At 70.4% G+C, this 20,729-nt stretch carries 21 protein-coding genes; 17 read left to right on the plus strand and 4 right to left on the minus strand.

Annotated elements, in window-relative coordinates:
- Positions 1 to 95: 95 nt before the first annotated feature.
- Positions 96 to 659, minus strand: coding sequence for an NADPH-dependent FMN reductase (locus ACWD3H_RS45535; RefSeq protein ID WP_451959482.1), 564 nt, complete (start codon positions 657 to 659; stop codon positions 96 to 98).
- Positions 660 to 772: 113 nt separating this feature from the next.
- On the opposite strand from ACWD3H_RS45535, the gene ACWD3H_RS45540 reads away from it, so the two are divergent.
- The 3 genes from ACWD3H_RS45540 to ACWD3H_RS45550 all read left to right on the plus strand — a co-directional run bounded on the left by ACWD3H_RS45540 (position 773) and on the right by ACWD3H_RS45550 (position 2,734).
- Positions 773 to 1,408 (plus strand): TetR/AcrR family transcriptional regulator, encoded by a 636-nt coding sequence (locus tag ACWD3H_RS45540; protein WP_350910962.1) that lies wholly within the window; start codon positions 773 to 775, stop codon positions 1,406 to 1,408.
- A 649-nt stretch (positions 1,409 to 2,057) separates the two neighbouring features.
- The gene (locus tag ACWD3H_RS45545) at positions 2,058 to 2,549 is read left to right on the plus strand and encodes a flavin reductase family protein (RefSeq protein ID WP_451959483.1); all 492 of its coding nucleotides are present in this window, start codon (positions 2,058 to 2,060) and stop codon (positions 2,547 to 2,549) included.
- The gene (locus tag ACWD3H_RS45550) at positions 2,549 to 2,734 is read left to right on the plus strand and encodes a hypothetical protein (RefSeq protein WP_355569805.1); all 186 of its coding nucleotides are present in this window, start codon (positions 2,549 to 2,551) and stop codon (positions 2,732 to 2,734) included. The genes ACWD3H_RS45545 and ACWD3H_RS45550 overlap by 1 nt, the downstream gene beginning before the upstream one ends.
- Positions 2,735 to 2,812: 78 nt before the next feature.
- Here ACWD3H_RS45550 and ACWD3H_RS45555 read toward each other — a convergent pair whose 3' ends face one another.
- The 3 genes from ACWD3H_RS45555 to ACWD3H_RS45565 are packed head-to-tail and all read right to left on the minus strand — an operon-like array spanning position 2,813 to position 5,543.
- On the minus strand, positions 2,813 to 3,298 hold the full coding sequence (locus ACWD3H_RS45555) for a nuclear transport factor 2 family protein (RefSeq protein ID WP_355566202.1): 486 nt from the start codon (positions 3,296 to 3,298) through the stop codon (positions 2,813 to 2,815).
- The gene (locus tag ACWD3H_RS45560; protein ID WP_350965252.1) at positions 3,295 to 4,338 is read right to left on the minus strand and encodes a TIGR03617 family F420-dependent LLM class oxidoreductase; all 1,044 of its coding nucleotides are present in this window, start codon (positions 4,336 to 4,338) and stop codon (positions 3,295 to 3,297) included. Before ACWD3H_RS45560 ends, ACWD3H_RS45555 begins: the two co-directional genes overlap by 4 nt.
- Complete coding sequence (locus ACWD3H_RS45565) at positions 4,335 to 5,543, minus strand: acyl-CoA dehydrogenase family protein (protein ID WP_451959484.1); 1,209 nt, start codon at positions 5,541 to 5,543, stop codon at positions 4,335 to 4,337. Before ACWD3H_RS45565 ends, ACWD3H_RS45560 begins: the two co-directional genes overlap by 4 nt.
- A gap of 134 nt (positions 5,544 to 5,677) precedes the next feature.
- On the opposite strand from ACWD3H_RS45565, the gene ACWD3H_RS45570 reads away from it, so the two are divergent.
- The 14 genes from ACWD3H_RS45570 to ACWD3H_RS45635 all read left to right on the plus strand — a co-directional run bounded on the left by ACWD3H_RS45570 (position 5,678) and on the right by ACWD3H_RS45635 (position 20,597).
- Positions 5,678 to 7,069, plus strand: coding sequence for a zinc ribbon domain-containing protein (locus ACWD3H_RS45570; RefSeq protein ID WP_451959485.1), 1,392 nt, complete (start codon positions 5,678 to 5,680; stop codon positions 7,067 to 7,069).
- The gene (locus ACWD3H_RS45575) at positions 7,069 to 8,256 is read left to right on the plus strand and encodes an acetyl-CoA acetyltransferase (protein ID WP_350910976.1); all 1,188 of its coding nucleotides are present in this window, start codon (positions 7,069 to 7,071) and stop codon (positions 8,254 to 8,256) included. Before ACWD3H_RS45570 ends, ACWD3H_RS45575 begins: the two co-directional genes overlap by 1 nt.
- 115 nt (positions 8,257 to 8,371) lie before the next feature.
- Complete coding sequence (locus tag ACWD3H_RS45580) at positions 8,372 to 8,953, plus strand: TetR/AcrR family transcriptional regulator (protein WP_355566214.1); 582 nt, start codon at positions 8,372 to 8,374, stop codon at positions 8,951 to 8,953.
- A gap of 142 nt (positions 8,954 to 9,095) precedes the next feature.
- Positions 9,096 to 10,211: an acyl-CoA dehydrogenase family protein gene (locus ACWD3H_RS45585; RefSeq protein WP_451959486.1), complete on the plus strand. Its 1,116-nt coding sequence runs from the start codon at positions 9,096 to 9,098 to the stop codon at positions 10,209 to 10,211.
- Positions 10,212 to 10,213: 2 nt separating this feature from the next.
- Complete coding sequence (locus ACWD3H_RS45590) at positions 10,214 to 11,128, plus strand: hydroxymethylglutaryl-CoA lyase (protein WP_451959487.1); 915 nt, start codon at positions 10,214 to 10,216, stop codon at positions 11,126 to 11,128.
- Between the two features lie 28 nt (positions 11,129 to 11,156).
- Positions 11,157 to 12,005, plus strand: a complete 849-nt coding sequence (locus tag ACWD3H_RS45595) for a MaoC/PaaZ C-terminal domain-containing protein (protein WP_451959488.1) — start codon at positions 11,157 to 11,159, stop codon at positions 12,003 to 12,005.
- Between the two features lie 252 nt (positions 12,006 to 12,257).
- On the plus strand, positions 12,258 to 13,379 hold the full coding sequence (locus ACWD3H_RS45600; protein WP_451959489.1) for an ABC transporter substrate-binding protein: 1,122 nt from the start codon (positions 12,258 to 12,260) through the stop codon (positions 13,377 to 13,379).
- 25 nt (positions 13,380 to 13,404) lie between these two features.
- Positions 13,405 to 14,190, plus strand: coding sequence for an LLM class flavin-dependent oxidoreductase (locus ACWD3H_RS45605; protein ID WP_350910987.1), 786 nt, complete (start codon positions 13,405 to 13,407; stop codon positions 14,188 to 14,190).
- A gap of 88 nt (positions 14,191 to 14,278) precedes the next feature.
- Positions 14,279 to 15,193: an LLM class flavin-dependent oxidoreductase gene (locus tag ACWD3H_RS45610; protein ID WP_451959490.1), complete on the plus strand. Its 915-nt coding sequence runs from the start codon at positions 14,279 to 14,281 to the stop codon at positions 15,191 to 15,193.
- Positions 15,190 to 16,404 carry an acyl-CoA dehydrogenase family protein gene (locus ACWD3H_RS45615; protein WP_355566232.1) on the plus strand — a complete coding sequence of 405 codons (1,215 nt, stop codon included), beginning with the start codon at positions 15,190 to 15,192 and terminating at the stop codon, positions 16,402 to 16,404. The genes ACWD3H_RS45610 and ACWD3H_RS45615 overlap by 4 nt, the downstream gene beginning before the upstream one ends.
- A complete protein-coding gene (locus tag ACWD3H_RS45620; protein ID WP_451959491.1) occupies positions 16,401 to 17,438 on the plus strand; it encodes an acyl-CoA dehydrogenase family protein in 1,038 nt (345 codons plus the stop codon). Before ACWD3H_RS45615 ends, ACWD3H_RS45620 begins: the two co-directional genes overlap by 4 nt.
- Positions 17,435 to 19,036 (plus strand): AMP-binding protein, encoded by a 1,602-nt coding sequence (locus tag ACWD3H_RS45625; protein ID WP_451959492.1) that lies wholly within the window; start codon positions 17,435 to 17,437, stop codon positions 19,034 to 19,036. The genes ACWD3H_RS45620 and ACWD3H_RS45625 overlap by 4 nt, the downstream gene beginning before the upstream one ends.
- Complete coding sequence (locus ACWD3H_RS45630; RefSeq protein ID WP_451959493.1) at positions 19,033 to 19,446, plus strand: Zn-ribbon domain-containing OB-fold protein; 414 nt, start codon at positions 19,033 to 19,035, stop codon at positions 19,444 to 19,446. Before ACWD3H_RS45625 ends, ACWD3H_RS45630 begins: the two co-directional genes overlap by 4 nt.
- Positions 19,443 to 20,597, plus strand: coding sequence for a thiolase C-terminal domain-containing protein (locus tag ACWD3H_RS45635; protein ID WP_355566244.1), 1,155 nt, complete (start codon positions 19,443 to 19,445; stop codon positions 20,595 to 20,597). Before ACWD3H_RS45630 ends, ACWD3H_RS45635 begins: the two co-directional genes overlap by 4 nt.
- The last annotated feature ends 132 nt before the right edge of the window (positions 20,598 to 20,729 follow it).

Raw genomic sequence — 20,729 nt, forward strand, 5'->3', positions numbered from 1 at the left:
CGGAACGGCCGTTCCGGCGGTGCGGACGACGGGACACGAACCCTCCCGGCCGAAGTGGACAGGCGTTCCAGAGCCGGTGGGGACGGCTGTGTTCCTCAGGCCGCCGTGACCTGCTCGGCCGCGGCGGCCACCTGCTTCAGCACGGCGGGCAGCCTCTCGGTGATCTCGCTGTCGTCGACCGGGTGAGTCTCGGCGAAGCGGACGATGGAGCCGGGGATCGAAAGCCTGACGTCGTCGAGGACGGTGCCGCCTGCGATGCCGATGGCCTTGCGTGCCTCGTCCTGGGCCCACACGCCGCCGTACTGGCCGTACGCCGTGCCGACGACCGCCACGGGCTTGCCCACGAAGGTGCCGGAGCCCATGGGACGGGAGTACCAGTCGATCGCGTTCTTCAGGACGGCCGGAATCGTGCCGTTGTACTCGGGCGAGAAGAGGAGGAAGGCATCGGCCCGCCGGCCGGCCTCGCGGAGCTTCAGGGCGGCCTCGGGAACGCTGCCCTCGACGTCGATGTCCTCGTTGTAGAACGGGACGTCGGCGAGACCCTCGCAAATCTCGACCTCGACGCCCTCGGGGGCGAGCTTGACGGCCGCTTCGGCGAGCTGCCGATTGTGCGAGGCGGCCCGGAGGCTGCCGACGAGGGCGAGGATGCGGACGGACATGAAAACTCCCACTGGAGGCAAAAACGGTCATTTATGGACAATCGTCCCGAAAGGAGATGTATCACATAAGCGGACTGCGGTCCACTTGTGGTCGAGCGCGCTATGCTGGGCAGATGACCCGACCCCCCGCCCCCACTCAGGTCGCATCGCCCCCGATGCGGGGGCTGCCTCTGGCGGACGAGCGTCATCAGGAGCGTGCCGACGCGGCACGCAACCGGATGCGCCTGCTTGAGGCCGCGTCCCGGCTGGTGGCGGAGCGAGGCGCGGAACACGTGACGATGGAGGCCGTCGCCGTCGCCGCCTCGGTCGGCAAGGGCACGGTCTTCCGTCGTTTCGGCGACCGAGTGGGTCTGATGCGCGCCCTGCTGGACCACGCGGAGCGCGAGTACCAGGAGACGTTTCTGTCCGGTCCCCCTCCACTCGGGCCCGGTGCACCGGCGGTGGAGCGGCTTGAGGCGTTTGGTGTCGCGACCCTTCGTCATCTGATGAAGTACACCGACCTGTACCTTGAGGCGGAGCAGTGTTCCAAGCGTCGTTACGCCGTTCCGGCTCGTGCGGTCCGCGTCACGCATGTGGCGGTCCTGCTGCGCGAGGCCGGCGTCACCGGCGACATCGAGCTCCTCGCGGAAGCGCTGCTCGGCTACCTGGACACGGCGCTCATCGACTATCTGCGCAGTGAACGCAACCTGTCCGCGGAGCGCCTCGAGGCGGGCTGGGTGGAATTCGTCGCCCGCGTGACGCGCCGGTAGGCCTCGCCCGAGTGTGGCTTTCGCGAGTGCCGGGCCGGCGGCGGCGAATGCCTCCAGCGGCGCTGATCGCGCGTTGATCGCACGGCGGGATCAACAAGCCGCAACAGAGATCAGGCCCTCGAGAACACCCACGGAGACGGCTGTGCTGCCGGGGAGCCGAAAGCCCTGACATGTCCGCCGAGCCGGGGCGACTCCGGCAGGGGGTGGGCCGAGTGCGCCGACCGGATGCTGATCTACGACGAGCGACACCTCCGATCGGGTGCTCGGCGGGCATGTCGATCACCGTACCGATCCCGCTGTAACGACCACCCGATCACGAAGAACGGGGCAAGTCGTCGTGCCGGTGGAAGACCGGATCGGGCGCCGGGGAGTGATCAACGAGTGTCGCGAGCCGCATACCTCCAGTTCAGGCCATATGCGATGAGTTTCGAAGCGGTACGGGCGCTGCGCCGTCGTGTGTAAAGCAAGCAATTGCTTGACATTTGTACCACTGCCTTTTAAGGTCGAGATGTCCAGGCTGGCTGGTTCTGCCACCCGGCTCTGCTCAGCCTCGCTCTGAGCTCGGACGCCCTCGATCGGCTGGTGAACACGGTGAATCGATCACCGATCTGGAAGTGGCGGGATGGTTGCTGTGACTGTTGAGCGCTCTGTGTCAGGTGAGTTGTTCCGTTCGGTGTTCCGGCGCCATCCGGCGGGGGTCACCGTGGTGACGCTCGGGTCACCGAGCGGACCTGTGGGGTTCACCGCGACCTCGGTCGTCTCGGTGTCGATGGACCCGCCGCTGCTGTCGTTCGCGATCGCGCAGACCTCATCGAGCCTGGCGGCGCTCTCCAGGGCCGAGAGCGTGCTCATCCACTGGCCGGAGGCCGGGCAGTCGGACCTGGCGACCCGCTTCGCGCGCAGCGCGCAGGAGCGCTTCAGCGACCCGGAGATGTGGACCGCCCTCTCCTCCGGCGAACCGTTGCTGCACGGGGTCGCGACCTGGGTGAGGTGCCTGCTCACCGAGCGCGTCCAGGCCGGCGACCACACGATCGTGATCGGCCGGGTGGTGGAGGCCTGTATGGACGGTGGCGGCGACAACGCCCCGCTGGCCTACCTGGACGGCCGCTACCACGAGCTCGTGCCGATCGGCACCCCCTGATGGACCTCGGACTCGCGGGAGCGCGTGCGGGCATGGGCATCGGGCGGGCGATCGCCCATGGGCCGGCGGCGGAGGGGGCCGGGTTGCTCCCGGTCGCCCGCCGCGGTGACCTACCGGAACATGTCGCCGGCGACATCGCCGCTGAGACCATCCACATCGACGGTGGCATGCACCGCCACGCCTGATCGCAGACCGTGTCCGGTCCGGTGCACGCGAGCGCCCTCCCGGCTCGGCCGGGAGGGCGCTCGCGCGTTCGCGCACCGTCAGCCGAGGTCCCTGCGCGGATACCGCTCGAACCGCTCGGGCAGCGGGAACGCGGGCTGCGTCGAGGCGCCGGCGACCCGCACCTGGCGGGTGTCCAGCAGCCAGCCCTGCTCCGACCGCACCAGCGTGTCGGTGTACCGCCCCCAGACGTGCAGCTGCTCGCCGCTCTCCACGCTCTCGTGCCAGGCGTAGACGTAGCTGACGGCCGATGCGGACGAGTCGCCGGAGAAACCCACCCGGATGTTCGATGCGTGGTGGTTGGTGGCGCGATACCGGCCCAGCCGGTCGGTGAAGAGGGCGTGCAGCGTCTTCTTGCCGGTGAAGACCGCGCCGTTGCCGTAGTCGAACGAGGCGCCTTCGGTGAAGAGGCCGGCCAATTCGTCCACCTCGCCGCGGTCCACCAGGTCGCAGTAGGCCAGCAGCACCTCGGTGACGGCCTCCTTGTCGGCCAGCCGCCGCAGCGACTCCTCGGTGAGACCACTCATCGGGCCACCTCCTCCACTCTGTTCTCCGCTCCGTCCGCGAACCCGCGGAGGATCTCAGCCAGCCGGTCGTCGTCGTCCACCGGCCACGGATGGTAGGAGGAGATCCGGTCCAGGCGGCCGGAGAACCGCTCCTTGCAGAGCTTCGGCATCTCCTCGGGCCGCCCCAGGACCGCGATGTGCCCGAGGAGGGTGTCGTCGATCAGATCGCCCATCCTGGCCCACTCGCCCGCGCGGGACAGCGCCTGTAGCTCGGGCTGCAGCTCCTCGTACCCGACCGAGGCGAGGACTCCGCGGTAGGCCGGGGTGGAGGCGTAGAAGGCGATCTGCTCCCGGGTCTTGCGCTTCATCTCTTCGAACTGCTCCTCGGTGTCACCCATCACCATGAAGATGGGGCAGTACAGCGAGACCTCTGACCGGTCGCGTGAGGCCGTCTCCATGCCGCGCCGCAGCGCGGGCAGGGTGACCTCGTCCAGGTAGGCCGTGGTGGTCATGCCGTGCAGGATCAGGCCGTCGCACAGCTCCCCGCCGAGTTCGGTCATCCTGTCCCCGACGGCGGCGATCATCACGGGGATGGCCAGGTCGTGGTGGGGCGGCGTGAACACCGGCGACATGAGGGTGTGCCGGTAGTGGGTGCCCTCGTAGTTCAGCTTCGACCCGGTGCGCCAAGCGGTCCAGATCGCGTTCATCGCGGTGAGGAAGTCGCGCATCCGCGCCACCGGGCTGCTCCACGGCATGGAGAAGCGCCGCTCGATGTGTGCCTGGATCTGGGTGCCCAGCCCCATGACGAATCGCCCGCCCGACAGTGCGGCCAGATCCCAGCCCAGGTAGGCGGTGGACATCGGATTGCGGGCGAAGGCCACGGCGATGGCGGTGCCGACCGTGGTCGTGGTGGTGGCGGTGAGGGCCGCCTGCGACTGCAGGAAGGCGTCGGTCACGCTCTCGCTGGCCCACAGGCCGTCGAAACCGACCCGCTCGGCCCGTGTGGCGATCGGGCCGCACACGGCGGCGGAGGAACCGATCATCCCGAGATCGATCTTCATCTGGCGTCCTTCGGTAGTCCCAGTACTCTCTCGCCCACCGCGTTGCGGAGGATCTCGTCGGTCCCGCCGCCGACCCGCAGGCCGGGCAGCCCGAGGGTCAGTTCCGACCAGGCGAACGTCCCCCACTCGCCGGTGTCGGCGATCATCGCGGTGCCGAGCACGTCGGAGGCGATATCGCCGGCCCTGCGCAGCAGATCGACGAGGATCAGCTTCGACAGGGCGAGCTCGGGCCCCGGCACTCCGCCCTTGGCGGCGGCGAGCAGCCGGGTCGTGGTCTCGCGCGCCGCCCAGCTCCGGATGTGCAGGTCGGCCAGGGCGTCGCGGACGCGGGGGTCCCCGGCGGCGCCGGTGTGCCTGACCAGGTCGACCAGGCGGAACAGCAGCGCCTCGTCGATGCCGCTCTCCAGGCCGATCGCGCCGCGCTCGTTGAGCAGCACGTCGACCACCACCCGCCAGCCCTGGTCCACCTCGCCGAGGCGGTGGTCGTCGGGCACGTACACGTCGGTGAGGAACACCTCGTCGAAGGAGGCGCCGCCGGTCAGCTGCCGGATCGGGCGGATCTCGACGCCGGGAGCCCGCATGTCGACCAGGAAGGTGGACAGGCCGGCGTGCTTGGGCGCGTCGCGGTTCGTGCGCGCGATGCACAGCCCCAGGTCGCTGTAGTGAGCGCCGGAGCTCCAGACCTTCTGCCCGTTGAGGATCCACCCGTCGCCGTGCCGCTCCGCCCTGGTGCTGAGGCCGGCCAGGTCGGACCCCGCGCCTGGCTCGGAAAAGAGCTGGCAGGCGAGGAGCCGGGCGCTCCTGAGGCGGTGCAGGTATGTCTGCTTGAGGAACTCCGAGCCATGCTTCAGCAGCGCGGGGCAGAACGTCGAGACGCTGAATCTCGTGTAGCCGTCATCGGGCAGGTCGTACCGGGACTCCAGCTCGCGGAACCCGGTCGAGTAGTGCGTCGGTAGCTCGCGCCCGCCGTAGGCGGCCGGGCCGTCGATCCAGGCGAGCCTCGCCCGGTCGAGGGCGGCGCGGTAGTCCTTGAGACGGGCGATCTCCTCCTCCTCGCCCTCGGCCCGCTCGGCGACGACGGAGACCCGGTCGTCGCCACGGCCCCAGACCGCTTGACCGGTCTCATCGGAGCGGCGGGTGGCGTAGGAGTCGAGGAACGCGACCGCCTCGCGGTGGAATTCGTCCTCGTCGGGTAGCCGGTTCATGGTCCTCCAACAGTTCAGCCCCGTCAAGCGTTTGCTTCAGCTGTTCGGGGCTGGCTATGCTAGCAAAGCAAATGCTTGATTTACATGCTTCGTGGGGTGAGCATCCGCCCGGCCCGGGACCAAGAGGAACCTTGATGATCGGAATCACCGCCTACGGCGCCTACATCCCGGCCTACCGGCTCGACCGGAGTGAGATCGGCAGGTCTCTCGGGCTTCCGGGGCTGAAGGGCACCCGTTCGGTGGCCTCGCACGACGAGGACAGCACGACCCTCGCGGTGGAGGCGCTGCGGCGCGCCCTGCGGCGGTCGCCCGGCTTTCTCCCAGCCGAGCTCTGGTTCGCCAGCTCCCGCCCCGCCTACATGGAGCGGAGCAACGCCTCGGCGGTCGCCATGGCGCTCGGCCTGCCCGAGGAGCTGGCGGCCTTCGACGTGTGCGGCTCCATTCGGTCCGGTGCGGGCGCCTTCCGCGCGGGCCTCAGGGGCGCCGGAGCCGTCGTCGCCCTGGCCGACCTGCGGTACGGACTTCCCGGTTCCGAGGACGAACTGTACGGCGGAGACGCCGCCGCGGCCTTCGCGATGGGGGAGAACCCGGTCGCCGAGCTGCTGGGCAGCGCGGTCCGCACCATGGAGCTGCTGGACCGCTGGCGCTCCCCGGGCGCGCTGCGCACCCGGTCCTGGGAGGAGCGCTTCGGCGTCGACGAATACCTGGAGCTGATCGAGGCGGTGACCGCGGAGGCGGCCAAGGAGGCAGGGCTCGAACCGTCCGAGATCGACCACGTGGTGATCAGCGGCCCGCACCTGCGCGCCGTACAGGCCGCGCGCAGGCGCTTCGGCGCGGACCAGCTCGCGGCCGGCCTGGCCGATGACACCGGCTACGCGGGCACCGCGGACTTCGGGCTGCGGCTCTGCGCCGCGCTGGACCGGGCCGAGCCCGGGCAGACGATCCTGGCCGTCCTGGCCGCGGACGGGGCCGACGCGTTCGTGTTCCGCGCCACGCCCGAGCTCGGCGCGTTCCGCGCGGCGGGTGCCTCCCCGGCGTCTTCCACGGTGTTCCCGCTTCGGTACGCCGACTACCTCACCTGGCGGGGCGTGCTGGACCGGGAGCCGCCGCGACGTCCCGAGGTCAAGGCTCCCGCCCCGCCGGCGTCGTGGCGGACCATGCGCTGGAAGTTCTCCTTCACCGCGGCCCGCTGCACCGCCTGCGGGACCCGCAACCTCCCCCCGCGGCAGGTCTGCCTCGGCTGCGGGGCCGTCGACCAGGGTGAGCCCGCGCCCATGCGGGACCTGCTGGGCACCGTCGCGACATTCACCGACGACTGGCTCTCGGAGTCCGTGCAGCTGCCGGCCAAGGCGGTGGCCGTCGACTTCGACGGCGGTGGCCGGTTCGAGTTCGAGATGACCGACGCCCCCGGGCGTGAGGTGGCCATCGGGGATCGGGTCGCTCCCGTCTTCCGGCTCGCGAGCGTGGCGTCCAACGAGATCCGCAACTACATCTGGAAGGTTCACCCCTACAAGGAGGAGTCCTGATGCCCGCCCACGCTCTGCAGAACCCGGTGGCCATCGTAGGCATGAGCTGCACCAGATTCGGCGAGCTCTGGGGCCGGTCGGTGGACGACCTCCTGGTCGAGGCGACCCTCGGCGCCGTGCGGAGCGTCCCGGGCCTGGAGCTGGGCGACGTGGACGCCTACTGGCTGGGAACGATGACCTCCGGCGTCTCCGGCCTCACCCTGACCAGACCGATGAATATCAGCAACCGGCCGGTCACCCGGGTCGAGAACATGTGCGCCACCGGATCCGAGGCGTTCAGGAACGCCTGTTACGCGGTCTCCTCCGGCGCCTATGACACGGTGATGGCGGTGGGCGGGGAGAAGCTGAAGGATTTTGGTTTCTCCGGGCTGGAAATGCCCAGCGTGCCCAATGACGGTACGCCGCCGAATCTGAGCGCGCCCGCCATGTACTCGATGATCGTGCCGTCGTACGCGCGGCGTTACGGGATTTCCGAGGAACAGGTCAAAGAGGCCATGACACACATTGCATGGCGAAACCATGCCAATGGTGCACTAAACCCTCGGGCGCAGTTCCGTAAGAACGTCTCCAAGGAGGTCATCGCTCGCGCGCCGGCGATCGCCGGCAGGCTCAGTGTCTTTGACAGCTCCGGTGTCGCGGACGGCGGTGCGGCGGCGATCATCGTCCGGGCCGAGGACGCGCACAGGTACACCGACCGTCCGCTGTACGTGCACGCGCTCGCGCTGAGCGCGGGGGCCGCGACCGGGCGCAACGACGACCGGTACGACTACTGCGATCTGCCCGAGGTCGTCCACTCCAGCCAAACCGCCTACGAGCAGGCCGGCATCACCGACCCGGCCGGCCAGATCTCGCTGGCCGAGGTGCACGACTGCTTCACACCGACCGAGCTGGTGCTGATGGAGGAACTCGGCTTCTCGGCGCGCGGACAGGCGTGGCGGGATGTCCTGGCGGGTCGCTATGACCTGGGTGGCGCGCTGCCGGTCAATCCGGACGGGGGGCTGAAGAGTTTCGGCCACCCTGTCGGCGCGAGCGGCCTGCGGATGCTCTTCGAGATGTGGCAGCAGTTCCGGGGTGAGGCCGGTGAGCGCCAAGTCGCGAATCCCGCCTTCGGACTAGTGCAAAATCAAGGAGGTAGTCCCGGCGCGCTCGTGAGCGCCGTCTCGATCGTGTCCAGTCAGGCACCCTGAGTCGGCGTGATATACGCGCCTGAAGATTTCGCCCCATGTTCAGTTGAGGTAGGACGAGTCGATGACCCCTCCAGGAAAGACCACCAAGAGTGTTTCCCAGACACGGCGAAGGTCGATGGGATCGCCCGCCGGACAGGCGCGTAAGGAAAGCGTTCTGCTCGCCGCCTCCAAGGTCTTCGCCGAGAAGGGCTTCGCCAACGCGACAGTGCGGGACGTGGCCGACGAGGCGAACATGCTTTCGGGGAGCCTCTACTACTATTTCGACTCCAAAGAGGCGATCGTCGAGCAGGTGCTCGTCGACTACCTCGGCGTGATCATCCGGGAGTACCAGTCCGCGGTGGCGGAGGCCGCTGATCCCTCCGAGGCGCTGACCGGGCTGATGGCGAGGGCGCTGCGGAGCCTGGTCCGCAACCGCAACGAGGTCCTGATCCTGCAGAACGACTGGTCCTACGTGCAGGACTTCCCCTCCATCGTCGACCGCCAGCATGAGGTCGAGCGGATCTGGATAGACGTCATCCAGGCGGGCATGGACAGGGGCGCGTTCCGCGGCGAGTTCAGCGCGCGGATGGTCTACCGGACCGTGATGGGCGCCGTCCAGGCGGTCATCCGCTGGTTCGACCCGGCGGGTTCCGTGACCATCGACGAGCTGATCGAGATCGAGACCGTGCTGCTCCTGCGCGGCGTGCAGGTCCCGTGAGCCGCTGACCTCGCTGACCGGGCGGGGCAGGGGGCCTTCCCGTCGCTCCCCCCGGGCCGCGTTCGGTGGCTCCGGAATCGGATCGCGGCAGTCCGGGAAGAAAATGAAGCAACTGCTTGCTTGAAATCATGAAAGGACACGCATGCGGGTGGACGCAGACCTCCGTGCAGAGTTCGGGGACACCGTCGGGCGGTTCCTCGATGCCCACAGTCCGGCCGAGGTCAGCCGCGTCTCCCGCGGAGGGGCCGAGGAGCCGCTGTGGCGGGCCTTCGCCGAGGAACTGGGCATCCTCGGCCTTTTGCTGGACGAGGACGCGGGCGGCCAGGGCGGGTCGATCGCCGACCTGGGCACGGCGCTGATCGAGGCCGGACGGGTCGGGCTGCCGGCATCGCTCCTCGTGACGGCCGGCCTGGCGGTGCCGCTGCTGGGGCGGGCGGGCGTCGAGCGGAATCGCGGCCTCCTGGACGAGATCGTGGCCGGGCGCGCGGTCGTGGCCCTGGCGCTGCACGAGGACTCCGCGGGGACCGACCTCGCCTCCCCGGGCACCGAGGCGGAGCGTGCGGACGGCGGCTGCCGAGTCTCCGGGCTCAAGCGATTCGTCGCCGCGGGTGGAGAGGCGACGCACTTTGTCGTCCTGGCCCGCGCCGCGGGAGCCGCCGCGCCGCAGGAAGCCTGCCTGGTACTCGTCGAGCGCGGCGCCGACGGCCTCGCCGTCGAGCCGATGAAGGCGCTGGACGACAGCCGGGACCTGGCAGTGCTCAGGATGGACCGCGTCCCCGGGCGCGTGCTGGCCGAGGGGGCCGAGGCGGCCGCCCTGGCCTCTCGGGCGTTCACCGAAGGGGCGCTGCTGACCGCGGCGGACGCTCTGGGCATCGGCGAGCGGTGCCTGTGGCTGGCCATCGACTATGCCAAGACGCGCACCCAGTTCGGGCGGGCCATCGGGTCCTTCCAGGCGATCAAGCACAAGCTGGCCGACATGTACGCGGAGACGCAGTCGGCGAGGTCGGCGGTGGAGTCCGCGCTCGACCAGGCCGCGGCCGCGGAGCCGGGCTGGGAGAACGCCGCCTCCATGGCGAAGGCGCGAGCCTCGGACGCGGTGCTGCACGTGGTCAGGGAGGCGATCCATGTTCACGGCGGGATCGGGTTCACCTGGGAGCACGAGCTCTCCCACCACTTCCGACGGGCGCTGACCGACTTCTCCCTCTTCGGCACCCCCACGTACCACCGCGAGATCGTCGCCCGGAACCTCGGAGTCTAGACATGTCCGATATACCGTCCAGTGTCGTCCTGCGTGAGGTGGGTCCGCGCGACGGGCTCCAGAACGAACTCCCGGTGCCCACCATCCGCAAGGCGGAGCTGATCGCGGCACTGGGCACGACCGGTCTGTCGCGTATCGAGGCCGTGGCGTTCGTGCACCCCAGAGCCATCCCGCAGATGGCGGACGCCTCCGAGGTGTGGGGTGCGGTGGAACCGGTCGCGGGCATCGAGTACTCGGCGCTGGTGCCCAACCTGCGCGGGGCGCAGCGTGCCCTGGCCGAGGGCTTCACCGACCTGGAGATCATGGTCTCGGCGTCGGAGACGCACAACCTGCGCAACGTGAACCGCACTCCGGAGCAGTCGCTCGACGGGATCGCCGAGGTCATCGACTTCGCCCACGGCAATGGCGCCACCTGCCAGGTGATCGTCGCCACCGCGTTCGGCTGCCCCTACGAGGGTGAGGTCGCAGCGGGGCGCGTCGCCGCGTTCGCGCTGCGCGCCGTCGCCGACGGGGCCGACTCGATCTGCTTCGGCGACACCACGGGGATGGGCTCGCCACCCCGGGTACGCCGGATCGTGGGTCTCTTCCGCGACCAGGCGCCCGATGTCCGGGTCGCCCTGCACTTCCACGACACCCGGGGCACCGGCATGGCCAACCTGGTCGCGGGCCTGGAGTCCGGCGTCACCGAGTTCGACGCGAGCGTCGGCGGCCTGGGCGGATGCCCCTACGCCCCGGGGGCGAGCGGCAACATCGCCACCGAGGAAGCGGTCTACCTGCTCCAGGAACTGTCCGTGGACACGGGCGTCGACCTGGACGCGCTGCTGGAGGTCGCCGACCTCGCCCAGCGGATCGTCGGCCGCGAACTGCCGTCGCGCCTCCTCAAGGCGGGTCCGCGATCCCGGCTCGCCGCGTCCTGACCCCACGTTGACCAGACCGGAGAACAGCATGCCCCTGGATCCCGCCTACATCGGCAGTACGGTCGGCCCTTTCGAGATCGAGTGGACCGCCCGCGAGTCGCTGCTGTACGCGCTCGCCGTCGGAGCCGGGGCGCGGGACCCGGGCGGCGAGCTCCAGTTCACCACGGAGAACAGCACCGGCGTCCGCCAGCAGGTCATCCCGAGCTTCGCCGTGCTCATCGGTCATATCGGCGGACTGCCCGAGGTCGGCTCCTACGACCCGGGCAAGGCCGTCCACGCCGAACAGCACTTCCTGCTGGAGCGCCCGTTGCCCCCCGAGGGCAGGGCGGTGTCCACGACCACGGTCACCGACATGTGGGACAAGGGAAGGGACGCCCTGCTCTGGACCGAGACCCGCACGGCCGACGCCGCCACCGGGGAACCGCTCGCGGTCTCCCGCTCCTGTGCCTACCTGGGCGGGGCCGGCGGCTTCGGCGGGGAGCGCGGCCCCCGGTCGGAGTGGGCGGCGCCGGACCGCGAGCCGGACGTCGTGGTGAGCATGCCCACCCGGCCCGACCAGGCGCTCCTGTACCGGCTCACCGGGGATCGCAACCCGCTCCACTCCGATCCGGTCTTCGCCGGGAAGTACGGGTTCCCGCGACCGATCCTGCATGGCCTGTGCACCTACGGCTTCACCGCCCGCGCCATCGTGAACGGGCTCTGCGACGGGGACGCCTCCCGGTTGAGGGGCATGTCAGGGCGCTTCAGCCGACCGGTGACGCCGGGAGACACCCTTTCCGTGGCGCTCTGGCGTGACGGCGCCGACGTCCGTTTCCTGACCTCGACCGAGGAGGGCGGCACGGTCATCGACCGCGGCGGCGCCCTTCTGGACGCTTAACGGCGGCACCGGCCGCCGAAGGCCAGGGTGAACCGGCCTCCCGACCGCCACTCCCACCGAAAAACCGCGTTGACCTCTTGCTTTTCCAATATCACGTCTCGCATAATCAAACAGTTGCTTTAAAGCAAGCGTTTGCTTTAAAGGCGGGGGTCCGGTTGTTGGGGGCCTAGCCCAGGAGGGTAAGCAGTGTCTCGTCTCAAGAGTGCAAGGAGAGGTTCGAGCCTCGCTGTCATCAGCGCGGCCCTCTCCGTCATGATGATTCTCACGTCGTGCGGTTCGTCGGGTGGCAGTGGGCCGGACGAAGGCCAGGTCTACAAGGTGGGCTTCCCCGCCCTGCTCAGCGGCGCCGCCGCGTTCGCGGGCAAGCCCATCGCAAACGGTGCCGAGCTCGCCGCGGAGGAGATCAACCAGACCGGGTTCCTCGGCGAGGGCGCGACCGTCGAGCTGAAGGTGGAGGACATCAAGTCCGACCCGGCCAAGGCGATCGCCCTCTACCGGCAGTACGTCGCCGACGGCGCGTCCGGCGTGCTGTGCTGCGGCCTGTCCAGTGAGGCCGGGGCCCTGGCGCCGGTCATCAGGCAGAGCAAGACGCCCGGGATCGTCACCTCGGCGATCCTGGACGGGCTCGCCTCTCCGCCCGACCTGTTCCGCCCCGTCATCCTGCCGTCCGCGCCGGGCGGCGTGTACGACAAGTTCGTCGACAACATGGTGAAGGCGGAGGGCTACAAGACCGCCGTCCTGGTCGTCAACGGCGACAACGACGCCATGGTCGCCGACGGCAAGGTCTGGAAGAGCGCGATGGAGCGCAACGGCGTTCAGGTGCTCGACACCGTCTCGACCAGTGCCGCCGACCGGGACTTCACCGCGCCCGCCGCGCAGATCGAGGCCAAGAAGCCGGACGTCGTGATCAGCAGCATGCTCGGCCTGTCGTCCTCGCTGCTGGCCAGGTCGCTGCGCGAGCGCGGCTACGACAAGCGGATCCTGTCCAGCTACGGTGCCTCGGGCCCGGTCCTGTTCGAGACCGGCGGGGCCGGCCTGAAGGGCCTCGCGTTCGCCACCCCCTTCGCCGCGGGTCATTCGGCCAATGAGACCGCCAAGAAGTTCACCGACCTCTACACCAAGAAGTTCGGCGCCGAGCCCGACATGTTCGCGGCCCAGGGCTACACCGCGATGTGGCTGCTGGCGGAAGGCCTCAAGAAGTCCGGCGACCCGTCGCCCGAGGCGGTCGGCAAGGCGCTGTCGCAGATCACCACCCAGGACACCGTCTACGGCCAGCTCCGTTACGAGAACGGCCAGGCGGTCCTGGACGATCCCGGTGTCTACCTCGAGTGGACCGGCGACGGGAAGCTCACCCTGCTGAACCCCGCAGGCTGAGCTCCGAGAGCGGAGGAACGTTCCAATGGAGTACGGCGTAGCGTGCGACATCACGGTCGGCGGGCCCGGCCTGCCCGGTGAGATCGAGGCGGCCGCCGCGGCGGCCGAGGCCGCGGGCCTCGCGTCGTGGTGGGCGGTCGGCGACCGAGAGCAGATCGGTGGCGGACACGACGCGGTCCTCGGGCTGCAGTGCGCGGCCCGGGCGACCGGTTCGATCCGCCTCGGGCTGAGCGGGGACATCCTCTCCGTGCGGGGTCCGGCACTGCGGGCCAAGCAGGTCGCCACGCTGGACTGGTTCGCCGGCGGCAGGCTGGAATACGGGCTGGACCTCGGGGAGGTGCCGCTCGCTCTGGGCGGCGCCCCCGGCGGGGACACGCTTGGCACGACGTCGGAGTACCTGGCGGCGATGCGGGCCCTGTGGTCGCAACGCCGTGCCTCCCACCAGGGCGACCGCGTCGCGTTCAGCGGCGCGATCGCCCTGCCCCGGCCGGTCGGCGGCGGACCCGGCATCCATGTGCGCCACGGCGGCGAGGACGTGCTGCGGCTGCTGGCCCGCGAGGCGGACGGGTGGCTCGGCTGGCTGCTGACGCCCGCCGACCTTCCCGGCGCCCTCGCCCTGCTTGCCAGGACCCTCGGTGACGCGGGTCGCGACCAGGGTGAGGTCAGACGCACCTGGTTCGTCCCCGAGCAGGAGATCGGTCCGGCGCGCGAGCTGCTGACCCGCGACCCCTCCATCCGGGTCGACGAACTGGTCGCGGTCTACGGCGACCTGCCCTCGCCCGAGCGGCTGCGCGCCCTCGCCGGGGCCTGACCCGGCCCCGCGCGAACCTCACGCGTGCGCCCTCGCACGACGGCTTGAAACGGCTCTCCACACGACGACGAGATCGGAAGGAGCGGCGATGGAGATCGGTCTGGTGGACCTGTTCGACGGGTCCGCGCAACGGGACCTGGCATATATGCGCACGTTCGCGCTGACCGCCGAGGCGGCGGGCTTCTCCGCGCTGTGGCTGCCTGAGCACCTGGTCTTCTTCGAGGAGTACGAGTCGGCCTACCCCTACCCGGCCGCTCCCAGCTCGGCCAACCCCGATGTGGTCGAGGTCCACAAGTACGGCGACGCCGCCGCGACCGCGCCCCGGGTGGAGGCGGCCCAGGAGCAGGGGCTGCTCGACGTGCTCCAGGCGGCCGCCGAACTGTGCCGCCACACCACGCGGCTGCGCGTCGGCTCCTCGGTGCTGCTGCTGCCGATGCGCGACCCGCGCCTCCTGGTCAGGGAACTGGCCACACTCGACCTGTTCACCGGCGGACGCTTCGACATGGGGGTGGGGGTCGGCTGGTCGGCGGAGGAGTTCGCCGCCGCCGGAGTACCCTTCGCCGAGCGCGGCGCCCGGTGTGAGAGCAACCTGGCTCGCGTCTCCGAGCTCTGGGGCCGTACCGATGGCGAGCCGGGGGTGCCCGCCATGCCCGACACGGGCCGGCCGCTGCCGCGCATCCTGGTGGGCGGCCATTCGAAGGCGGCCATCCGCCGCGCGGCCAGGTACGCCGGCGGCTGGTATCCGTGGAACCTCACCACCGGGGACTTCTCCCGCCACCTGGCCGAGGTCGAGGCGGGGCTGCGGGAGAACGGCCGCTCCCGGGAGGACTTCCACGTCGTCGCCGGCCTCCGGTTCCACGGCGCTCTCGCCGAGCTACGCCCGATGGTGGAGCGCTACCTCGAACTCGGAGCGAACGGAGTGAACCTCTCCCTGCGCATGACACCCGAGAACTATGGAGATGTAATGCACGAGATCTCGCAGGCACTGGGGCTTGCGGTATGAGCTTGCGAAACGGTGCCGCCGCGCCCGACACCGAGGCGTTCCGCGCGCAGGTGCGCGGTTGGCTGGAGGAGCACGTGCCGCGCGGACCACTGGGGTCCTGGACGAGCCCGGAGGGGTTCGAGCAGCACCGGGAGTGGGAGCGAGTGCTTTTCGAGGGCGGTTACGCGGCGATCGACTGGCCCGAGGAGTACGGCGGCCGCGGCGCAGACCTCTTCCACACCATCGCCTTCGCCGAGGAGTACTACCGGGCCGGGGCGCCCGCCCGGGTCAACATGGGCGGCCTGTACCTGCTCGGCCCGATCCTGATGCGTTACGGCACGGAGGAGCAGCGCAGGCGCTGGATCCCGCGGCTGCTGTCCTGCGAGGACATCTGGTGCCAGGGGTTCAGCGAGCCCGATTCCGGCTCCGACCTGGCCTCGCTGCGCACGCAGGCGGTCCGCGAGGGCGACGAGTTCGTCGTCAACGGCCAGAAGACCTGGACGTCGTTCGGCGGCTTCGCCGACTGGATATTCGCGCTGGTGCGCACCGATCCCGAGGCGGGCAGGGAGAAGAAGCACCGGGGGATCACCTTCCTCTGCATCGACCTGCGCTCCCCCGGGGTGGAGGTCCGCCCGCTGGCCATGGTGGACGGGACGAAGGGCTTCGCCGAGGTCTTCTTCACCGACGTCAGGGTGCCCGTCGCGAACGCGGTGGGGGAGATCGGCGACGGCTGGCGGGTCGCGATGTCCACGCTCGGCTTCGAGCGCGGCGCCGTCTTCGGCGACCACGCCAAATACTCCGCCGACGTCGAGTCGTTCGCGGAGCTGGTGCGGGCGCGTGGTCTTGATGACGACCCGCTCGCCCTGGACGAACTGGGGCGGCTCTTCGTCGAGACCGAGGTGTACCGGGCCAACGTCTACCGGCTCGCCGAGCTGTCGGAGAACGGCGTCAACCTCGACCTGCAGGCCAGCATCAACAAGCTGTACTGGACCGAGACGCAACACCACATCTTCGCCGCGGGCCTGGACCTGATGGGCGGGCTCGGCACCATGGGCGGCGGCTCGTCCGTGGTGCGAGAGGCGCTCACCCCACAGGCCGCCCGCGTCTGGGCGGACTGGCACCACCGGTACTGGTACGCGCGCGCCGCCATGATCTTCGGGGGGACCTCCGAGATCCAGCGGAACATCATCAGCGAACGCCTCCTGGAGCTGCCGATGGAGCCCCGACGATGACCACACCTGCGATGAACATCCCGCTCGACGAAGAGCAGCTGGAACTCCTCAAGGCGACCCGCCGGCTGCTGGAGGAGCACGCGGGCGAGGACCACCTGCGCCGGTGCCTGGACTCCGACGCCGCCCACGACGCGGAGCTGTGGGGGCGCCTGGCGGACCTGGGCCTGACCTCGGTCCTGCTGGACGAGCGGTGGGGCGGGGTGGGCCTGGCGGAGCACGTGCTCGCGCCCGTGCTGCACGTTCTGGGGGAGTTCGCCGTGCCCGAGCCCTTCCTGGAGACCGCGGTCGTCGCCGGCCCGCTGATCCAGGAGGCGGCGCCCGAGGATTTCGCGGCGGCCTGGCTGCCCCGCATCGCCTCCGGTGACGCGCTGGTGGCGGTCTCGTTCGGTGAGCGCACCCCCGTCGCGCTGGAGGCCGGTCAGGCCGACCTGCTGCTCGTCTGCGAGAGCGGTGGCGTACGCGCCCTGGAGAAGGGGGCGTTCACCGCGGAGTGGCAGGAGGCGGTCGATCCGCTCTATCCGCTCTACCGGGTCGCCTGGGACGCCGCGGACGGGCAGGTGATCAGCCGGGATGCCGCCGCGGTCGAACGGGCCTGGACGCGGGCCGTGGCCGGCGCCGCGTGCCTGCTGACCGGCGTGAGCCGGCACCTGCTCGACGTGACGGTCGACTACGTGAAGGTGCGCAGGCAGTTCGGCCGGCCCGTCGGATCGTTCCAGGCGGTGAAACACAAGCTGGCGAACGTCGCCACGGTGGTGGACCTGGCGGGTGCCGCCTCGATGGCCGCGTTTCGGGACACCGGCGCCTCGGACGCCGCCGTGCGGGCCGCGGTCGCCAAGGCGTACGCGGGTGAGGCGGCGAAACCGGCCGATCTGGAGGCGCTCCAGTTGCATGGCGGGATCGGGTTCACCTGGGAGTACGGGTTGCAGTTCTGGCTCAAGCGTTCGATGTCGCTGTCCGCCGCCTTCGGGACCGCCAGAGAGCACCGGCGCGCGCTCGCCGAGATGGTGGTCGCCCGTGCGGGAGGGCGGCGATGAGCACCGGGGACCTGGGGTTCTGGCGGATCGCCGAGCGCTTCCCCGATCGGATCGCCGCCGTCGCGCCGGACGGCTCATCGGTCACCGCGGGCGAGCTGCTGGCCCGGGTGAACCGGATCACGCGGCTGCTGCGCGGCCTGGGCCTGCGGCCCGGCGACCGGGTGGCGCTGGTGGCCGCGAACGAGATCGCGGCCCTGGAGACGGTCCTGGCCTGCCAGCAGGCCGGGTGGTACCTGATCCCGGTCAACACCGCGCTCAGCGCCGGTGAGATCGCGTACATCATGGGCGACTGCGCGCCGGGCGCCGTGGTGACCTCCCCGCGGTACGCGGACACCGTGCTGGCCGCGCTCGACGAGGTGGGTCTCGCCGGGGAGCGGCGCTTCTCCACCCTGCCCGCCGAGGGTTTTCGCCTGCTGGAGGAGGCCGCCGCTCCGTTCTCCGCCGACCGGGTCGAGGACCGCGTGTCCGGTGCCTTCATGGCCTACACCTCGGGCACCACGGGCCGTCCCAAGGGCATCAGCCGGGCGCTGGCCGGTGGTGACCCCGATGATGTCCTCGGCGCCGGGGCGCTTTGGCAACTGGGCATGTTCGACGTCGAGCCGCTCGGAGACGGCACCCATCTGGTGACCTCCCCGCTGTCGCACACCGCCGTGAACGGGCTGGCCCTGGCGTCGCTGCACCTGGGGCACCGGGTGGTGCTGATGGAGCGGTTCGACGCGGCCGGGATGCTCCGGCTCATCCAGGAGGAGCGGGTGACCACGACGCATGTCGTGCCCACCCAGATGCACCGGCTGCTCGCGCTCGACCCCGAGGTACGCGCGTCGTTCGACGTGTCGAGCATGCGCAACCTGATCCACGGCGCGGGCCCCTGCCCGCCCGCGGTGAAGCGCGGGATCATCGACTGGTTCGGCCCGGTGGTGTACGAGTACTACGGCGCCAGCGAGGCCGCGGGGACCGTCATCGACTCCCGCGAGTGGCTGGCCAGGCCCGGCAGCGTCGGCAGGGCCCAGCCCGGCGCCGGCGTCCGGATCATGGACGATCACGGGCGCGAGCCGGGTCCCGGAGAGAAGGGCCGGGTCTACCTGGAGATGGGCCCCAGGGCCTTCGAATACCACGGCGACCCGGAGAAGACCCGCTCAAGCGTGACCGACGGCTACGTGACGGTGGGTGATCTCGGCTACCTCGACGAGGACGGATACCTCTTCCTGCTCGGCCGGACCGCCGAGGTCATCGTCTCCGGCGGGGTCAACGTCTATCCGGCCGAGGTGGAGGCGGCGCTGCTGGAACACCCCGACATCGCCGACGCCGCTGTCATCGGCATCCCCGACCAGGAGTGGGGTGAGATCGTCTGCGCGGTGATCCAGCCCATGGACGGGGCGCGTGAACGCGCCGCCGAGCCGGACTTCGGCGACGAGATCATCCGGTTCTGCCGGGAGCGGATCGCGCGGTTCAAGGTGCCCCGCCGGATCGAGACGGTGGAGACGCTCCCGCGCGGCGCCAACGGAAAACTCCGCAAGCACCTGCTGCCCCAGGCAGCGGGAGGAGCCGGCGAGCCCTCCGGCGGGCCGGTGGAAACGGACGGGAGGCGATCCGGATGAGCACGAAACCCCTGCCGCTGCCCACCCCTGACACCGCGGGCTTCTTCGAGGCCGTCGACAGGGGTGAGCTCAAGGTGCCGCGCTGCCGCGAGTGCGGCGACTTCTTCCTCTATCCGCGCGCGTACTGCCCGGCGTGCATGTCGGACCAGGTCGCGCTCGAACCGGTCTCCGGCGTGGCCACGCTGGAGTCGTACGTGGTCAACCACCGCGCCGCGCCCGGGTTCGAGGGCGAGGTGCCGTACGTGGTCGCGCTCGTCAGGCTGGCCGAGGGGCCCAGACTGCTCGCCACCGTCACCGGAGCCGGTGAGGCGGGGAGCGGGCTCGTCATCGACGGTGAGCTCGAAGTGGTCTTCGAACAGCGGGGTGAGCGGAAGGTCGCCGGATTCCGGCCAAGAAAGGATGAGGGATGAGCCTCCGAGGCAAGATCGCCATCGTCGGCGCCGCCGAGACGGACCGCATCGGCAAGGTCCCCGACATGTCCGCGCTGGAGCTGCACGCCCAGGCGGCCGTCAACGCGCTGCGCGACGCGGGCCTCACCGCGGCCGACGTCGACGGCGTCGCGTCCGCCGGTGAGTCTCCGATCGACGTGGCCGACTACCTGGGGATCGTCCCGGAATATCTGGACGGCACGAACGTCGGCGGCAGTTCGTTCATGCTGCACGTGCGGCACGCCATGGCCGCCATCGTGTCCGGGCTCTGCACGACCGTGCTGGTCACGCATGGTGAGTCCGGGCGCTCCCGGGTGGGCATGGTGCCGTGGGCGCCCGCGCCGCAGTCGTACATGGCGCAGTTCGAGGTCCCGCACGGCCCGATCGGGGCGCCGTCGCTGTTCCCGATCGGCGTACGCCGCTATATGCACACGTACGGGATGACCAGGGAGCAGCTCGCCATGGTCCCGGTCGTGCAGCGCCAGTGGGCGGCGGGTAACCCCCGCGCCAGGCTGCGCGACCCGATCACCGTCGAGGACGTGCTCGCGTCGCCCGTGATCGCCGACCCCATCCACCTGCTGCACTGCTGCCTGGTGACCGATGGCGGCGGCGCCCTGGTGCTGACCTCGGCCGAGCGGGCCCGCGACCTCGGCTCCGCGTCGCCGCCGGTCTACGTGCTGGGCGCGGGGGAGTCGAGCGAGTCCTCGGTCGTCTCCGGGCTGCGCGACCTGACGTCGTCCCGCGCCATCGAGATGGGCGGGGCGGCCGCCATGCGGCAGGCCGGGATCTCGCACGACGACGTGGACCATCTGATGATCTACGACGCGTTCGCGCACGTTCCGGTGTACGGACTGGAAGACCTCGGTTTCGTGAAGCGGGGCGAGGCGCCGGCGTTCATCGCCGAGGGGAACACCGCGCCCGGTGGGTCGCTGCCGATGAACACCAACGGCGGCGGGCTCTCCTACACCCACACCGGTATGTACGGCATGTTCGCGATCCAGGAGTCGGTGCGCCAGGTCCGCGGAACGGCGGCGGCGCAGGTCCCCGGGGTCGATGTCAGCCTCGCCACCGGGGTCGGCGGCATGTTCATGAGCTCGGGCACACTGGTTCTGGGCAGCGACCGCACGCTCTGATCTGCGGCATGTTCATGATGGTCCTGGGTAGCGACCGTACGCTCTGAGCGGTGACGCGTGCGGAAACGGCGGGGGCGGGGGGCCACACGGGCGCCCGGAAGGGTAGAGGGGGGGGGGGGGGAAGAGGGTGGG

Source organism: Streptosporangium sp. NPDC002607 (assembly GCF_053592655.1).

Excerpts from the sequence above, each read along its gene's own strand:
- ACWD3H_RS45535 (WP_451959482.1), bottom strand. The coding sequence starts at position 659 with ATGTCCGTCCGCATCCTCGCCCTCGTCGGCAGCCTCCGGGCCGCCTCG.
- ACWD3H_RS45540 (WP_350910962.1), top strand. The coding sequence starts at position 773 with ATGACCCGACCCCCCGCCCCCACTCAGGTCGCATCGCCCCCGATGCGG.
- ACWD3H_RS45550 (WP_355569805.1), top strand. The coding sequence starts at position 2,549 with ATGGACCTCGGACTCGCGGGAGCGCGTGCGGGCATGGGCATCGGGCGG.
- ACWD3H_RS45555 (WP_355566202.1), bottom strand. The coding sequence starts at position 3,298 with ATGAGTGGTCTCACCGAGGAGTCGCTGCGGCGGCTGGCCGACAAGGAG.
- ACWD3H_RS45560 (WP_350965252.1), bottom strand. The coding sequence starts at position 4,338 with ATGAAGATCGATCTCGGGATGATCGGTTCCTCCGCCGCCGTGTGCGGC.
- ACWD3H_RS45565 (WP_451959484.1), bottom strand. The coding sequence starts at position 5,543 with ATGAACCGGCTACCCGACGAGGACGAATTCCACCGCGAGGCGGTCGCG.
- ACWD3H_RS45570 (WP_451959485.1), top strand. The coding sequence starts at position 5,678 with ATGATCGGAATCACCGCCTACGGCGCCTACATCCCGGCCTACCGGCTC.
- ACWD3H_RS45575 (WP_350910976.1), top strand. The coding sequence starts at position 7,069 with ATGCCCGCCCACGCTCTGCAGAACCCGGTGGCCATCGTAGGCATGAGC.
- ACWD3H_RS45580 (WP_355566214.1), top strand. The coding sequence starts at position 8,372 with ATGGGATCGCCCGCCGGACAGGCGCGTAAGGAAAGCGTTCTGCTCGCC.
- ACWD3H_RS45585 (WP_451959486.1), top strand. The coding sequence starts at position 9,096 with ATGCGGGTGGACGCAGACCTCCGTGCAGAGTTCGGGGACACCGTCGGG.
- ACWD3H_RS45590 (WP_451959487.1), top strand. The coding sequence starts at position 10,214 with ATGTCCGATATACCGTCCAGTGTCGTCCTGCGTGAGGTGGGTCCGCGC.
- ACWD3H_RS45595 (WP_451959488.1), top strand. The coding sequence starts at position 11,157 with ATGCCCCTGGATCCCGCCTACATCGGCAGTACGGTCGGCCCTTTCGAG.
- ACWD3H_RS45600 (WP_451959489.1), top strand. The coding sequence starts at position 12,258 with ATGATGATTCTCACGTCGTGCGGTTCGTCGGGTGGCAGTGGGCCGGAC.
- ACWD3H_RS45605 (WP_350910987.1), top strand. The coding sequence starts at position 13,405 with ATGGAGTACGGCGTAGCGTGCGACATCACGGTCGGCGGGCCCGGCCTG.
- ACWD3H_RS45610 (WP_451959490.1), top strand. The coding sequence starts at position 14,279 with ATGGAGATCGGTCTGGTGGACCTGTTCGACGGGTCCGCGCAACGGGAC.
- ACWD3H_RS45615 (WP_355566232.1), top strand. The coding sequence starts at position 15,190 with ATGAGCTTGCGAAACGGTGCCGCCGCGCCCGACACCGAGGCGTTCCGC.
- ACWD3H_RS45620 (WP_451959491.1), top strand. The coding sequence starts at position 16,401 with ATGACCACACCTGCGATGAACATCCCGCTCGACGAAGAGCAGCTGGAA.
- ACWD3H_RS45625 (WP_451959492.1), top strand. The coding sequence starts at position 17,435 with ATGAGCACCGGGGACCTGGGGTTCTGGCGGATCGCCGAGCGCTTCCCC.
- ACWD3H_RS45630 (WP_451959493.1), top strand. The coding sequence starts at position 19,033 with ATGAGCACGAAACCCCTGCCGCTGCCCACCCCTGACACCGCGGGCTTC.
- ACWD3H_RS45635 (WP_355566244.1), top strand. The coding sequence starts at position 19,443 with ATGAGCCTCCGAGGCAAGATCGCCATCGTCGGCGCCGCCGAGACGGAC.